The sequence below is a fragment of the Xenorhabdus thuongxuanensis genome (assembly GCF_001908095.1).
Taxonomy (GTDB): Bacteria; Pseudomonadota; Gammaproteobacteria; order Enterobacterales; family Enterobacteriaceae; genus Xenorhabdus; species Xenorhabdus thuongxuanensis.
This window is the reverse complement of sequence record NZ_MKGR01000031.1, coordinates 1-15177: the sequence shown is the minus strand read 5'-3', so window position 1 is coordinate 15177 and position 15177 is coordinate 1. Positions and strand designations below refer to the sequence as shown.

General features: G+C 42.8%; 17 protein-coding genes and 2 pseudogenes. 10 read left to right on the top strand and 9 right to left on the bottom strand.

The genetic code is table 11. From position 1 onward, the window contains the following. Positions 1-31 precede the first annotated feature (31 nt). The 9 genes from yajC to pgpA all read left to right on the top strand — a co-directional run bounded on the left by yajC (position 32) and on the right by pgpA (position 7580). Positions 32-370, top strand: coding sequence for a preprotein translocase subunit YajC (yajC, locus tag Xentx_RS15815; RefSeq protein WP_074021392.1), 339 nt, complete (start codon positions 32-34; stop codon positions 368-370). Positions 371-398: 28 nt separating this feature from the next. Then, positions 399-2246 carry a protein translocase subunit SecD gene (secD, locus tag Xentx_RS15810; RefSeq protein WP_074021390.1) on the top strand — a complete coding sequence of 616 codons (1848 nt, stop codon included), beginning with the start codon at positions 399-401 and terminating at the stop codon, positions 2244-2246. Between the two features lie 10 nt (positions 2247-2256). Further along, positions 2257-3225, top strand: coding sequence for a protein translocase subunit SecF (secF, locus tag Xentx_RS15805; RefSeq protein WP_074021389.1), 969 nt, complete (start codon positions 2257-2259; stop codon positions 3223-3225). Between the two features lie 122 nt (positions 3226-3347). Continuing rightward, positions 3348-3797, top strand: coding sequence for a transcriptional regulator NrdR (gene nrdR / locus Xentx_RS15800; RefSeq protein WP_074021387.1), 450 nt, complete (start codon positions 3348-3350; stop codon positions 3795-3797). A gap of 43 nt (positions 3798-3840) precedes the next feature. Further along, on the top strand, positions 3841-4947 hold the full coding sequence (gene ribD / locus Xentx_RS15795) for a bifunctional diaminohydroxyphosphoribosylaminopyrimidine deaminase/5-amino-6-(5-phosphoribosylamino)uracil reductase RibD (RefSeq protein ID WP_074021386.1): 1107 nt from the start codon (positions 3841-3843) through the stop codon (positions 4945-4947). Between the two features lie 87 nt (positions 4948-5034). After that, entirely contained in the window at positions 5035-5505 is a 471-nt protein-coding gene (gene ribH, locus Xentx_RS15790) for a 6,7-dimethyl-8-ribityllumazine synthase (protein ID WP_074021384.1), read from the top strand. A 29-nt stretch (positions 5506-5534) separates the two neighbouring features. Then, positions 5535-5951 carry a transcription antitermination factor NusB gene (nusB, locus tag Xentx_RS15785; protein WP_074021383.1) on the top strand — a complete coding sequence of 139 codons (417 nt, stop codon included), beginning with the start codon at positions 5535-5537 and terminating at the stop codon, positions 5949-5951. Positions 5952-6049: 98 nt separating this feature from the next. After that, positions 6050-7096 carry a thiamine-phosphate kinase gene (gene thiL, locus Xentx_RS15780; RefSeq protein WP_074021381.1) on the top strand — a complete coding sequence of 349 codons (1047 nt, stop codon included), beginning with the start codon at positions 6050-6052 and terminating at the stop codon, positions 7094-7096. Then, positions 7089-7580 (top strand): phosphatidylglycerophosphatase A, encoded by a 492-nt coding sequence (gene pgpA, locus Xentx_RS15775; RefSeq protein WP_074021380.1) that lies wholly within the window; start codon positions 7089-7091, stop codon positions 7578-7580. The genes thiL and pgpA overlap by 8 nt, the downstream gene beginning before the upstream one ends. Positions 7581-7626: 46 nt before the next feature. On the opposite strand, the gene Xentx_RS19855 is transcribed toward pgpA, so the two are convergent. The 8 genes from Xentx_RS19855 to Xentx_RS15735 all read right to left on the bottom strand — a co-directional run bounded on the left by Xentx_RS19855 (position 7627) and on the right by Xentx_RS15735 (position 14870). Continuing rightward, on the bottom strand, positions 7627-7815 hold the full coding sequence (locus Xentx_RS19855) for a pyroglutamyl-peptidase I family protein (RefSeq protein ID WP_083601027.1): 189 nt from the start codon (positions 7813-7815) through the stop codon (positions 7627-7629). A gap of 110 nt (positions 7816-7925) precedes the next feature. Continuing rightward, entirely contained in the window at positions 7926-8606 is a 681-nt protein-coding gene (locus tag Xentx_RS15765) for a helix-turn-helix transcriptional regulator (RefSeq protein ID WP_074021378.1), read from the bottom strand. A gap of 810 nt (positions 8607-9416) precedes the next feature. After that, positions 9417-10595, bottom strand: coding sequence for a MalY/PatB family protein (locus tag Xentx_RS15760; RefSeq protein ID WP_074021376.1), 1179 nt, complete (start codon positions 10593-10595; stop codon positions 9417-9419). Position 10596: 1 nt separating this feature from the next. After that, entirely contained in the window at positions 10597-12036 is a 1440-nt protein-coding gene (gene nhaC / locus Xentx_RS15755; protein WP_074021375.1) for a Na+/H+ antiporter NhaC, read from the bottom strand. Between the two features lie 39 nt (positions 12037-12075). After that, on the bottom strand, positions 12076-13077 hold the full coding sequence (locus Xentx_RS15750; RefSeq protein ID WP_074021373.1) for a LacI family DNA-binding transcriptional regulator: 1002 nt from the start codon (positions 13075-13077) through the stop codon (positions 12076-12078). Positions 13078-13206: 129 nt separating this feature from the next. Beyond that, entirely contained in the window at positions 13207-13881 is a 675-nt protein-coding gene (locus tag Xentx_RS15745; RefSeq protein WP_074021371.1) for a helix-turn-helix transcriptional regulator, read from the bottom strand. A 291-nt stretch (positions 13882-14172) separates the two neighbouring features. Continuing rightward, positions 14173-14520 (bottom strand): hypothetical protein, encoded by a 348-nt coding sequence (locus Xentx_RS19640; RefSeq protein WP_074021369.1) that lies wholly within the window; start codon positions 14518-14520, stop codon positions 14173-14175. A gap of 17 nt (positions 14521-14537) precedes the next feature. Continuing rightward, entirely contained in the window at positions 14538-14870 is a 333-nt protein-coding gene (locus tag Xentx_RS15735) for a 2OG-Fe dioxygenase family protein (RefSeq protein WP_279625115.1), read from the bottom strand. On the opposite strand from Xentx_RS15735, the pseudogene Xentx_RS20000 reads away from it, so the two are divergent. Next, positions 14833-14928 (top strand): annotated as a pseudogene (locus Xentx_RS20000) (hypothetical protein); the annotation flags it as partial. The gene Xentx_RS15735 and the pseudogene Xentx_RS20000 overlap by 38 nt on opposite strands. Positions 14929-15059: 131 nt before the next feature. Here Xentx_RS20000 and Xentx_RS18925 read toward each other — a convergent pair. Then, positions 15060-15177: pseudogene (locus tag Xentx_RS18925) on the bottom strand (IS5/IS1182 family transposase); the annotation flags it as partial.

Genomic DNA, 15177 nt, shown 5'->3' with positions numbered 1-15177 from the left:
TCACATTTTCGATAACAATGAGGGAAATTTGATGAGTTTTTTTATTTCTGAAGCTGCGGCAGCTACTGGTGCATCAGCGCAAGCTCAGGGAAGCCCATATTCTCTGATTATCATGCTGGTTGTTTTCGGTTTGATTTTCTATTTCATGATCCTGCGTCCACAACAAAAACGCACCAAAGAACATAAAAAATTGATGGATTCCATCTCCAAAGGGGATGAAGTACTGACTTCTGGTGGTTTGGTTGGTCGTGTATCTAAAGTGTCTGATACCGGTTATGTTGTTATTGCCTTGAATGACACCACAGAAATAACTGTCAAACGTGACTTCGTTGCTGCCATTTTGCCGAAAGGTACAATGAAGGCTATTTAATTTTCCGATTTTCCCGAAGGGAACTGCCGTGTTGAACCGTTATCCTTTGTGGAAGTATCTGATGCTGATCGCTGCGATCCTCATCGGTTTGCTTTATGCACTTCCCAACCTTTATGGTGAGGATCCGGCTGTACAAATCACTGGCGCGCGAGGCATCGCCGCCAGTGAAAAAACGCTGGACCAAGTCCGTAATGTTTTAGAAAAAGATCAAATCAAGAGCAAGTCCATTGCATTGGAAAATGGCGCAATTCTTGCTCGTTTCAGTAGCACTGATGTGCAGCTTCGTGCGCGTGAAGCGTTGGTTTCTGCACTGGGTGAACAGTATGTTGTGGCATTGAACCTCGCGCCTGCAACGCCTGTCTGGTTAAGAGCAGTCGCTGCTGAACCGATGAAACTGGGTCTTGACCTGCGTGGTGGTGTTCATTTCTTGATGGAAGTGGATATGGAAACCGCGCTGGGTAAATTGCAGGAACAGAATATTGATGGCCTGCGTTCTGAATTGCGTGATCAAGGCATCCCTTATTCTACTATCCGTAAAACGGATAATTATGGCGTCGAAGTTCGTTTCCGTGATGATGATGCACGTTCTAAAGCGGAAAGCTATCTTGAACCTCGTCACCGTGATTTAGTGTTCTCTAATGAAGCAAACAGTACGCTGAAAGTGGTGATGAGTGATGAACGTCTGCGTGAAGCCCGTTCTTATGCGGTACAGCAGAACATCACTATCTTGCGTAACCGTGTCAACCAATTAGGAGTTGCGGAACCTCTGGTTCAACGCCAGGGCGCAGACCGTATCGTGGTTGAACTGCCTGGTATTCAGGATACTGCCCGCGCGAAAGAAATCCTCGGTGCAACCGCAACGCTGGAATTCCGTCTGGTCAATACCAATGTTGATCAAAATGTCGTGCAATATGGCCGTATTCCGGCTGATTCAGAAGTGAAAGAAACCCGTGATGGCAACCCGGTAGTGCTGTACAAGCGCGTTATTCTGACGGGCGACCATATCACCGATTCTACCTCCAGTGCTGATGAGAACGGTTATCCACAGGTGAATATTTCCCTGGATAGCGCTGGCGGCACAGCAATGTCTAACTTCACCAAAGATAACCTGCACAAGCCAATGGCAACGCTGTTTGTGGAATATAAGGACAGCGGCAAGAAAGATGCCAATGGTCGTGCGATTTTGGTTAAGCAAGAAGAAGTTATCAACATTGCCACTATTCAAGCACGTTTAGGTAACAGTTTCCGCATTACCGGCATTAGCAATCCGACTGAAGCTCGTCAGTTATCACTGTTACTGCGGGCGGGGGCGTTGATTGCGCCAATCCAGATTGTGGAAGAGCGTACGATAGGGCCAACTCTGGGCTTGCAGAATATTGAGCAGGGTCTTGAAGCGTGTTTGTGGGGCTTGATTGCTTCTATCGTATTTATGGTGATTTACTACCGCAAGTTTGGTCTGATTGCGAGTTCTGCATTGCTGGCTAACCTGGTGCTGATCGTTGGTATTATGTCCTTGTTGCCAGGGGCGACGCTGACCATGCCAGGGATTGCGGGTATTGTCTTGACGCTCGCCGTCGCCGTGGATGCGAACGTATTGATCAACGAACGTATCAAAGAAGAATTGCGCAATGGCCGTACGGTACAGCAAGCAATTCACGAAGGCTATAAAGGGGCGTTCTCCAGTATCATCGACGCAAACCTGACTACACTGATTACGGCTGTTATTTTGTATGCAGTAGGTACTGGCTCTATCAAGGGCTTCGCGATCACCACCAGTATTGGTGTGGCGACTTCAATGTTCACTGCTATTGTGGGAACACGTGCAATCGTGAACTTGCTGTACGGTGGCAAGCGTATCAATAAGTTGTCAATTTAAGGAGCACGTTGTGGCACAGGATTATACTGTTGAACAATTAAACTATGGGCGTAAAGTTATCGACTTTATGCGCTGGGACAACGTTGCCTTTGGGATTTCGTTTCTGCTGTTGATCGCTTCCATTATTATGATAGGCGCTCGTGGGTTTAACTGGGGGCTTGATTTTACCGGTGGTACGGTCATTGAGGTGAAGCTGAGTAAACCTGCGGATCTGGACAAGATGCGTGAAAGCCTGAGCCAGCATGGTTTTGCCGATCCACTTTTGCAAAATTTTGGCAGCAGCCGTGATGTGATGGTTCGTATGCCGCCTGTGGAAGGTAATGCAGGGCAAGAACTTGGCAATAAGATTATCTCGGTCATTAATCAGGATATTGATAAAGATGCCAAGGTTAAACGTGTGGAATTTGTTGGTCCAAGTGTAGGAAACGAATTGGCACAGACCGGAGCAATGGCGTTATTGGTTGCACTGATCTGTATCCTGATTTATGTCGGTTTCCGCTTTGAGTGGCGTCTGGCATTGGGGGCAGTTATTGCGCTTGCGCATGACGTGATTATTACACTGGGTATCCTGTCGTTGTTCCATATCGAAATTGACCTGACTATTGTTGCGTCGTTGATGTCCGTTATCGGCTACTCATTGAACGATAGCATCGTTGTGTCGGATCGTATCCGTGAGAACTTCCGTAAGATACGTCGAGGTACATCGTATGAAATCACCAACATTTCCCTGACCCAGACCTTGAGCCGTACCATCATGACTTCAGCAACCACATTGTTGGTTGTATTGATGCTGTACATTTTTGGTGGTGAAATGCTGAAGGGCTTCTCACTGGTCATGTTAATCGGTGTTTCTATCGGTACAGTCTCTTCTATCTATGTTGCGTCTGCACTGGCGTTGAAATTGGGTATGAAGCGTGAACATTTGATTCAGCAGAAAGTTGAGAAAGAAGGGGCAGATCAACCCTCCATTCTTCCTTAATTATTTTGTCTGATCGAGCACTGATATCGCTTAAACACCCTGTGAGTACTTACTGACAGGGTGTTTTTCGTCATCACTTCAAGGTACACTGTTATCCCTTCGGTTAACTGTCAGGAAACGATATGCATTGCCCATTTTGCGCAGCCGTTGATACTAAAGTTATTGATTCCCGTCTGGTAGGGGATGGCTCACAAGTGCGCCGTCGCCGTCAGTGCCTGGAATGTCATGAACGCTTCACTACGTTTGAAGTTGCAGAGCTGGTGATGCCGAGAGTCATTAAAAGTGATGATATTCGAGAGCCTTTCGACGAAGAAAAATTGCGTCGTGGAATGCAGAAAGCACTGGAAAAACGCCCTGTCAGCTCTGATGATGTAGAAACAGCAATTAACCATATTAAGTCACAAGTACGGGCAACAGGAGAGCGTGAAATTCCGTCCAAAATGATTGGAAATTTTGTCATGGATGCGCTGAAAAAACTTGATAAAGTAGCTTATATCCGTTTTGCATCTGTTTATCGCAGCTTTGAAGATGTTCGCGAATTCGGTGAAGAGATTGCCAGACTACAAGACTAAATGCTGTAATTCTTATTAAAAACCAGAACACTGACTAAACGCTATGACACTTGATGAAATATATATGTCCAGAGCGCTGGAGCTGGCGTATCAGGGGCGTTTTACAACGTCCCCAAATCCGAATGTAGGTTGCGTCATCGTTAAGGATGGGCAGGTCATCGGGGAAGGTTTTCATGCACGGGCGGGCGAACCTCACGCAGAAGTTCATGCCCTGCGTATGGCTGGTGAAAAAGCTAAAGATGCTACAGCTTACGTTACCCTTGAACCGTGCAGCCATCACGGTAAAACCCCCCCTTGTGCTGATGCTTTGATTGCCGCAGGCTTAAGCCGAGTTGTGGTAGCGATGCAAGATCCCAATCCTCAAGTGGCCGGGCGTGGCTTGTATAAATTGCAGCAGGCCAGAATTGCAGTTGAACATGGTTTGATGATGGAACAGGCAGAATCCTTGAATAAGGGTTTTCTTAAACGTATGCGTACAGGGTTCCCGTACCTGCAATTGAAACTGGGTGCATCATTGGACGGTCGGACTGCATTGGCATCGGGGGAAAGCAAGTGGATTACCTCACCTGAAGCCCGCCAAGATGTGCAGAAACTAAGGGCGCAGTGCAGTGCTATTTTGAGTTCCAGCGCAACGGTATTGGCGGATGATCCTTCTCTGACGGTCCGCTGGAATGAACTGGATACTGAAACACAAGCTATTTATCCGCAAGAATTGCTCCGCCAACCAATCCGTATCATTACAGATAGCCAAAATCGTGTCACTCCACAGCACCAGGTAGTACAGCAACCGGGAGAATGTTGGTTGGCACGTACTAAGCAAGATCAGCAAAAATGGCCTGATAATGCCGAACAGATTTTATTGCCAGCGTATGGTGACGGTGTTGATTTAGTGTTGTTGATGATGCAACTTGGAAAGCGTCAGGTAAATTCTGTCTGGGCGGAATGCGGCTCTGCTTTGGCTGGGGCTTTATTGTCGTTAGGGTTGGTAGATGAATTGATCCTTTATATCGCGCCTAAGATATTGGGAAATAGTGCCCGTGGATTGTTCGATATCCCTGAATTGCAAAAATTATCGGATGCTCCTGAATTTTCTCTGCTTGATGTTCAACAGATTGGCCCTGATGTGCGTCTTCGTTTACGGCCGTACTAGGTGTTTTGATTTTGGGATTGCCCTAAATCAAAAATAATGTGATAAGATCCGCGCCCCTGCGGATATGAATAAAGTATAAGGAAGGCTATGAACGTAATCAAAGGTGTTGTTGCAGCTCCTGAAGCTCGCATTGCCATTGCTGTTGCCCGCTTTAACAACTTCATTAATGACAGCCTGCTGGAAGGAGCCGTTGATGCGCTGGAACGCATCGGTCAGGTTTCTTCGGACAATATCACCGTAGTATGGGTGCCGGGTGCTTATGAACTGCCATTGACGGTCAAGGCGCTGGCTGAGTCCCGAAAGTATGATGCGGTTATCGCTTTAGGTACGGTTATCCGTGGCGGAACAGCCCATTTTGAATATGTTGCCGGCGAGTGTAGCTCAGGCTTGTCCAGCGTGGCAATGTCCAGCAATATTCCTGTTACATTGGGTGTTCTGACAACAGAAAATATTGAACAGGCGATTGAACGCGCTGGGACTAAAGCGGGCAATAAAGGTGCGGAAGCTGCCTTGACCGCATTGGAAATGATCAATGTAATCAAAGCCATTAAAGGCTAAATTTTTTAGTTTTAATTAAGGGGAATTTTGTGAAACCTGCTGCTCGTCGTCGTGCTCGTGAGTGTGCTGTTCAGGCAATTTATTCATGGCAATTATCCAAAAACAGCATTGCTGATGTTGAACTGCAGTTTCTGTCAGAGCAGGACGTATCCGGTGTTGATGTCACCTATTTTCGTGAATTGCTGTCAGGGGTAGCAGTCAATGCTACAAAATTGGATGCTTTGATGGCGCCTTATCTTTCCCGTCAGCTCGAAGAGTTAGGTCAGGTAGAAAAAGCCATTTTGCGCGTTGCGATGTTTGAACTAAGCTTTCGTGATGATGTTCCCTACAAAGTGGCTATTAATGAAGGCATCGAACTGGCAAAAATATTTGGTGCTGAAGATAGCCATAAATTCGTTAATGGGGTGTTGGATAAGGCTGGCCCGGCAGCACGTAAGAAAAAGTGATTGCTTGCCAGGAGTTCCCCATTATAACTCAATGATTTTACACATGAGGCCGGAAATCCGGCCTCATGTGCTCATTGGTCACTTTTTGGAATTCTATTATGGCATGTGGTGAATTTGACCTCATTGCACGTTACTTCAATCGCCCTCTCATTCGCCGACGTGATGTCAACCTAGGTATTGGTGATGATTGTGCACTGATGACTGTTGCAGATAAGCAAGAATTAGCGGTAACAACAGATACGCTGGTTGCTGGTATCCATTTTCTTCCTGATATCTCACCGGAAGATTTGGCTTATAAGGCACTGGCTGTCAATATCAGTGACTTGGCTGCCGTTGGGGCAGATCCTGCTTGGGCATCGTTGGCGTTAACGTTGCCTGACGTTAATGAGGATTGGTTAAAACGGTTTAGTGATAGCCTGTTTGAACAACTGAACTATTACGGTATGCAATTGATTGGTGGGGATACGACAAAGGGCCCCATGAGTTTAACGCTAACCGTGCATGGATTAGTGCCGGCGGGCAGGGCGTTGCGTCGTGCTGGTGCAAAGAACGGTGATTGGATTTATGTCACTGGAACATTAGGTGACAGCGCCGCAGGACTTGCCCTGTTACAAGAACATCTGATTGTGGAAGATCCTGCGATCCACAATTGGTTGGTTAAGCGTCATCTCCGTCCACAACCACGCGTTTTACAAGGGCAGGCTCTGCGTGATCTGGCTTCTTCCGCGATTGATCTGTCCGATGGATTGATTTCTGATCTCAACCATATTTTGAAAGCTAGCCAATGCGGTGCGCGTATTAATCTGGATGCGCTGCCTTATTCGGAAGCGATACAGCAATATGTTCCCGCTGAACAGGCGTTGAAATGGGCGCTGAGTGGTGGGGAAGATTATGAGTTGTGTTTCACTGTACCTGAGCTCAACCGTGGCGCGTTAAATATGGCATTGGCCCATTCGGGGGCGAGTTTCTGCTGTATTGGGCAAATCAGGCCAGAATCAGAAGGTATCCGCTATTTTAACAACAACAAAGAAATTGCGTTGGATCTGAACGGCTTTGACCACTTTAAAACGGATAAAAAACCGGTAGTACCTTGTCCGGCTGCACGCCAGGAAGAAAACGATCAAACGGAGGGAACGCATGGATGATGCAAAACGCCACTTAAAAATGAGTAATCCGTGGCATTTATTGGCTACAGGGTTCGGTAGTGGCTTATCGCCGGTTATACCGGGCACAATGGGCTCAGTGGCGGCGATCCCTTTCTGGTTGCTGTTGGTGCAGTTACCGACATGGGGAATTTGGTTGGCTATTGTATTGGGAACAGTCATTGGCTGTGTGATTTGCCAGAAAGCTGCCGATGCCATGAATGTGGACGATCCTGGTTGTGTCGTCTGGGATGAATTCATTGGAATATGGATCACACTAATGGCAATCCCTGTGCTCAACTGGCAATGGGTTTTGGTTGGTTTTGTGGTATTCCGCATTTTTGATATGTGGAAACCGTGGCCGATTCGCTGGTTTGATCGCTATGTGAAAGGTGGTGTCGGCATTATGTTGGATGACATTATCGCAGCGATTTTTGCGGTTGTAGTCATCTGGCTACTGAATTTCTACCAACTGTTACCTTTCTAAGTTAAATAGCCACTGGAATTCAGTGGCTATTTTTCCGGTTTATTTTTCAGTTTGTTGCCCCGCCTGAGATGGTAATATCTTTTTCATGCCTCAATGCTGACTCAATGGCGATTTTCAAGGCTGTAGTCATCATCTTTACAGACATACTTGGCGCACCAGAATGTCTTGTGGCCTGCTCAGGTGAATAAGGAACATGGATAAATCCGCCACGTATAGCAGGAGTACGTTGGTTCAGATAATGTAGCTACTAATAGGCTTGGAAACCAAAAGGGATAAAACCGATATCTGTGATACCGTATGGGCATTAAATATCGGTATTAACGTGGAGACTACAGCATTTGAAATTCAAACAAAAAGCCGGCTTTCTGGACGTAAAAATCTTTCTGGTACATAGAGATCGAAATTATTAAGGCGACAATATTCGTCCAATTGTTGAGCAGAGCTAACACCCGCCTTTTTATATATTTGAGCTGTATAGTTTTCGACTGTACGATAAGAAATATTTAATATTTTACCAATTTGCTTACTGGTATATTTGTGCAAAGAGAGAAAAATGACATCCCATTCCCGTTGGGTAAATAAATGAGTTGGTGGTTGAAACATGATAGAAGCAGGAAGCTTTCCATGGTATAGGCGAGTTAATGAATAATCTTGGGCTTTCCATAGGTGGTATATAATTCCTATACACTCTCCATTTTCATGATAAAACGGTGATTTTTCACAAAAGTAAGAAGATAATGTTTTTGTTTCTCCCCAAATATGTGTTTCAAGTGAAATATATGATTTTTCATCTTGCATGACCTTTTGATCATGATGAATATATGCTTTTGCAAACTCAGCCCCCTCCCAAGGCAGTTCATCATCGTAAAGACCTTCAAAATCAAATGAATCAGAAAATCCTTTAATCAAACTTAACGCTTTGTTACCGTAAATAAAGCATGAATTTTTATCTTTTATTCCCCAGGGATCGTTACTTATTGCTAGTGTGTTAATGATTTGAGGTGAAATAATGGGCTTATTACTCATGTTGTTATTCCTTTGTTGAATTTTGAGCATAAAAAATTAGTTTATTTCTTCGCTGCTTATTTCTCTACTACCAACCGTGACAAATCTTTCAGGAATATAGCGATTAAATTTCTGTGCTTATCATTAATTCCATGCTGATATTATTTAATTTTTTCATATTTTATGTATTAACTGTTAACTTATTATTTTAATTGATTTTTTATTACGTTTAAAATAAGGTGAACATATAATATGGTACAACAATCATCCAGTCAAAGATTGAATATTTATTAATTTTAATATAGTGATTACTAATATTAAAATAGGGTTTTATTAATTTAAAATTGAATGCATGTTACGTTACAACTGATGAAAATGGATGGTATTATAAAACATTCATCAATAATTAACACGATATTAACATTTAAATATTGGCTAATTGAAGCTAAGTGCTTAATGCTATTTATTTTCCCTAAGTTAAGAGATGTTCATTTAAGTATTTCATACGCTTCCAATATTCCCAAAAATAACTAAACTCTTTAAGCATGTTATCGGTTATAAAAATCTATACGATATCTGTTGCTCTATTTTTAGTGTCTTGTACCAGCGCCATCTCCAGGGAACAGCCTGTAATAATATAAAAATAAATCTTAGATAGGATATAAACATAATACTTTGAATAACTAAAGTAAGGGAAAATAGGGAGTGTGTATTTTAGTCAATAGTTAGGATTGATTACCTGAAACTTTTCTGGTGGAAAGTTTCAGGTATGATCATAGGATTAAAACAGGAGCAATTTCTCGGCTACCTTTTTATTTTTATGCATTAGCTTTATGTTGTTAATTGAGCTAAACCACTAATAGCTTCTTTAAGGTATTGACGGGGACAACCTAAATTTATTCGGATAAATCCTTTTCCTCTATCACCAAAACTATATCCCATTGAAACGGCTATTTTGGCTTTTTGTATTAATAGCTGTTGCAAGGTATTATCATCCAAACCTAAATTGCGACAATCCAGCCAGGCCAGATACGTACCTTCCGCTTTAGTCATCCGACACCAGGGAACAGAAGACGCTAAAGCCTGTTCGAACCAGTCACGATTTTCAGCCAGATAATCTTGTAGTTTATCAAGCCATGTATCCCCATACTGGTAAGCGGCTGTAGCCGCAGTCATAGATAATGAATTAAATACATCTAACCCGTGAGCGTTTAACCGATCGTTAAAAGCTTGTCGGAGAGTGGGATCTGGAATAATAAAGTTTGCTATACGCAGCGATGCAAGCCCAAACGTTTTACTGGCTGAGGTGGCCGTAATCACGTGACTATGCCATTCACTTCCAAGATGCAGTATTGAAGTAAATTTCCCCCAAGGCAAAATTAAATCAGCCCAAATTTCATCGGAAATTACCGTCGTACCGTATCTTTTGCAGAGTATCAATAGCTGGAGAAGTTCGTCACGATCCCAACAGCGGCCAGTGGGATTGTGCGGGTTGCATAACAACAGCAAAGGTGGTCTGTGTTGCTCCAATATGCGTTCTAGATGGTCATAGTCAATTTTATAGCCTTCGGAGCTTTCAAGCAGTGGATTTTCAATAACCGCCCTGCTGTTCATCGTAATAATTTTGGCAAATGAAGAATAATAAGGCCCTTGTACAATGACTCCTTCCCCTGGTTTACTCAGCATTTGTATCAGTAAAGCTAATCCAGGTATGACACCTTCTATCGATGTGAACCAGTCCCTGTGTAAAGTCAGCTTATGACGTCTTGAAAACCAGTCCATTGCTGCCTGGTAGTAGAGATCATCGCGCTCACTATAACCGAAAATACCGTGATCAATTCGGGAAGATAGGGCTTGCAGAACTTCTTTGGGACATTGAAAATCGAAATCAGAAACCCACATTGGTAGCAGGTCAGTTTCATTTAAATGTAGGTAACGATCTAAAAAATCCCACTTAACAGAACCTGTATTATGGCGATCGATTATCTGGTTGAAATCAGGTGATTCCACGTTAAATTTCCTTTTTCTTTAAGGCGTTTTCCGCTGGGGTTCTTGCAATACCGAAACCAGTAAAGCCATAAATGAGAGCCAAAAAGACAGCAGCGTAACACTGGATTGCCCAAGGTAGTAGCTCAAGCGTATTGACTCCCAATGTTGTAGCCATATAAATGCCCGCAGAAGTCCAGGGGATCAGTGGTTCAACGACTGTACAGCCATCTTCTATGGTTCGTGATAGATTTTTGTTATCCAGTCCCATCCGGCAATAAGCCCCCTTAAACAGTTCTGCTGGAATGAGAAGAGCTAGCTTACCATCACAGGTTGCACCAGTTAGCAGAATGGTTGTGGAGAGGGTTGCAGCGATGAGTTGGCCGGTTGTGCGAACAGCTTGCAGAAGTCGATTAATAATAATGGCTAAAGCGCCAGTGAGTGTTAACGCGCCGGCAAACGCGAATGCACAGAATACAAGCAGTATCGTACTCATCATTGAGAACATACCACCACGATTGAGCAGGCGGGGAACATCGCTAACGATTCCGGTGATGCTGTGTCCCTGGTCAGAGAACATGGAGAGATTGAAACCATCAATTAATGCATTAAGGCCTTGTTTAAGGGTGAATCCCTGAAGACCTATGCCGATTGCAATAGCCAATATACAGGCAGCCAGCATGGTTGGTATCACTGGGCGTTTTGTTATGGCTCCCCACAACACCAGTATTGGAGGCAAAATCAGCAACAAATTGAAGTGATACAGGCTTTCAAGAGAGTGCAGGATTTCTGTGATTTTTTCGGGAGTTGCCACGTTATCTGTTAAGCTTGTATGACCGGCAATAAAATAAACAATGGCGGCTAAAATGAAGCTTGGGATAGTGGTGTACATTAAGTGTTGAATATGACTGTAAAGATCAGTATCGGCAACGATTGCAGCAAAATTAGTTGAGTCAGATAACGGTGAAATTTTATCACCGAAATACGCCCCTGAAACAACAGCACCCGCTGCCGCAGCTAAGGACACATCAAGGCCAGCGGCTACTCCCATTAGGGCAACACCTACCGTTCCGGCTGATCCCCATGATGTGCCAGTGCAAACTGAAATTAAGCTTGTGATAAAGAAGGCGGCAATGAGTATGTATTGCGGGCTAATCAGCTTTAATCCCCAGTAAACCATATAGGGTATGGTTCCGCTGAACATCCAGGTGCCAATTAAGCCTCCAACACAAATGAGTATCATGATCACGGGCATTGCTTTAGCTAGCTTTGCCACAATAGCATCAATAATGTCATTCCAGCGATAGCCTTGCCAATATGCTAAAGTTGCAGCTATTGCTGCTGAAACAAGCAATAAAGCTTCAATACGTAAACCTAGTTGACCATAACCAATAATTAGCAACAGGAGCATTGCTGCGATTGGCAGTATAGCGAGTCCCAGATTCAGCTTTTTCTTATCATCCATATAAAAATTCCAATTTTATGTAGGCTGTTGAAATTAAAATTATTTTATTGAAAATACGGAATCTCTTATGACGAGTTCCGTTGAGAACATATTCATTTGTGGAGGTAGCTCTTTTTTAGCGCTGAGTTGTAATGCGAGATTGGCCGCCCGTTGAGCCATTTGTTCGACTGGGTTGTGTACAGTCGTTAAGGGGGGATGGAGATATCGGGCTGTGATGACATCATCAAATCCAACAATTGATAGTTGTTCAGGTAAGTTGATTTTTTGCCGATGCAGGTATCTCATCATACCAGCAGCCATGACATCATTGAATGTAACTGCCGCAGTAAAGTTGAGACCGCTACTTAAGAGTTTTTCTGCCGCTTGTTCTCCACCTTCTTCGTTAAATGGAACACTAATAATCCAATTACTAGGTACTGTGATACCTGCATTAGTCATTGCAGCATAGTATCCTTCTAAGCGAAGCCTTCTATCATCGATAGGTAAATCTGCTGTTACACAAGCAATTTTACGATGACCATTTTGGAGAAGATAGTTAGTTGCAGTTTGGGAAGCACTGACATTATCTAACCAGATGCATCGATTAGCGATGGCCGGAAGATATCGATTGATAATCACTAATCCTGGCGTATGAGCTGCATAACGTAATATATCTGCATCGCTCATTCTGCTGATATGGGCAACTATTGCTTCACACCCTTGGTTGATTAAAAAATTTAAGGCAGATTTTTCGAGTTCAGCTTGGTGCCCGCCACTACAAACCATGAGCTTGGCTTCTTTTTTTCGGGTAATTTTTTCAACTCCACGAGCCAAGAGAGAGAAAAAAGGATCAGCCAAATTACCGGTCAGTAAACCCAGCATATTCCCACATCTTTTCGCTAATGCAAGCGCGGCAGAGTTACGGTGGTAGTCGAATTCACGCATCGCTTTTTCTACCCGTTCGCGAGTACCCGGTTCGACATAAGCTGTATTATTAATGACACGGCTAACAGTGGCTACAGACACGCCGGCTCGATGTGCTACGTCTTTCATAGTGGCCATGCTGTTTCCTCAGAAATTATGTAAGATAAATATGAAATGGAATCATATCCCAATTTATTTAAACTCTCATGAAGGCCTAAATTACCCTTGTGAGTAAGCGACAGAGGATTTAGCACGCAGATATCATCCCTAATATAGTAAAACATGGTCTATAGATTTTAAATAATTAGGTGGGATATAGAGGTCATAATTATTTTTTTCACAAAGAATTTTCAATTCAATCGCTGAGTTAATTGAGAATTTTTCATAGATAACATTAAAATACCTCTCCAAGGTACGATATGAGATTTTCAGCTCGTTAGCAATATCTCTATTACTAACACCACGACAGAACAAAAAAATTATCAACCATTCCTTCTCTGTCAATATATTGTTAGGTGGGCTAAGATTAATAGAGATAGAAATGTCATTTTTAATGTAATAATGGACTGAAAAATGATTGATTTCTTTAGCGTGACCAATTATTCCGATGCATTGATTATTTTCATCCATTAATGGATATTTTTCACAAAAATAGGGTTTTAGTTGTTGATCATTGTGTTGAAAATAAGCTCCGATAGATGATATTCGTTGCATAGATTGTAAAACCTTACGATCATGTTCTTCAAACAGGTGAACAAGATGGTTAAATGGTGTTAATAACTCTTTTTCAGTATATCCTGTAATATCAAACTGTTCAGGTAAGTTATTTAACGTCATAAACGCTTTATTTGCATATATAAAACCGAGTTTCTTGTCTTTTACAAACCAAGATTCATGACTTTTATCCCACATATTTGTTAACTGAGGAGTGATCTGACTCATATATAACCTTCAATAATGACATATCCGTTATTTTTCAAGTTACTGCTTTGTTAGCTTCACTCATCCCTCAATCATTTCTCTGATCGCATAATACCTGATCGTATAATAGTAGTGATCTATGTGCTTTTAGATTTTTCCCTGTCGCCGCGAGGTGACTCGAACTTTATTCACCGGTTTTGAACTGATTGTTATTGACAAAGTAACGTATTTATTTCAGATGGAATGTGAGAAATGCTTGCTATTCATGTAACCGGTTTCATGAAGTGTAAAAATGTGACTTTAGTAGCTTTTTTATTTACTCGTAGTAAAACGCCGTACCCACAACAAGACCAATACTAATACCGTCAGTGGCAAGCCGTGGAATACTAGAATGACAATGGAAGGTGGCAACCAGATGTAGAACGGGGCGACCAGTAACATTCCTATCCCAAAGCCCGTCATGGCAATGATACCGCCAGCAACACGACAAGCAAGAAAAATACTGACGTGCATAACGTTGTTACTAAGCAGATAAACATAAGTGGAGAGTGCCACCATATTCAGGAATGCGCCAAAATCAGAGACGAATCGAGCACTGACGATCAATAAGGCATTTAGGCTAGTCCAACGCAAATTCAAACTATTTTCCTGGCTTGACATTATTATTCGCTCATTTGTTATTCAGGAAGCTGTCGGAAAGTGACCAACAACAGATCCCGAAATGCCGCATTTGTAGGAGATATTTGTCGAACATTGCCTGCCCGATGATAAAGTTGTTTATCATTTATTGCGAGTGTTTCAAGAAAATGTTCCATTGCGGTGTGTAACAAGGGTGGAGCTTCATGGACTTCTGTGCGAACTTCGGAAATCACCGGCTCTGTGTTGTAGCTTTGGATAAAGTGCATAAAAATCCAATCCTCGCCATCCTGATGAATCCCTATCTTGCATATCGCTGATTGTGCTTTAAAAAAAATAACGACCGGTGATAAAAAAGTAGCAATTATCGGCACAGAACCGACAATTGACGCAGGATTTTATCAGGCACGTATTCATGCAGCAGGAAAAGAACCTGTTTTATCTGAAGAATTGCGCAAACGTACAACAGAGTTGATTATATTAATTAAAGAAAAGGGATTTGAGAATAAAGATGTAATGATAGCTTGGGATTTAATACTATCATGTGTGGAGGCACTAACAGCCTATTCAGTATTTTTTCTGCGCAGCAACACGACGAGAAATGCCAGATTGACGAACTGAAGGCTGGTATTCAAATATCTCTCACAGTTCTTCCACAATCGTCGGCATTTTTCCAGCCAA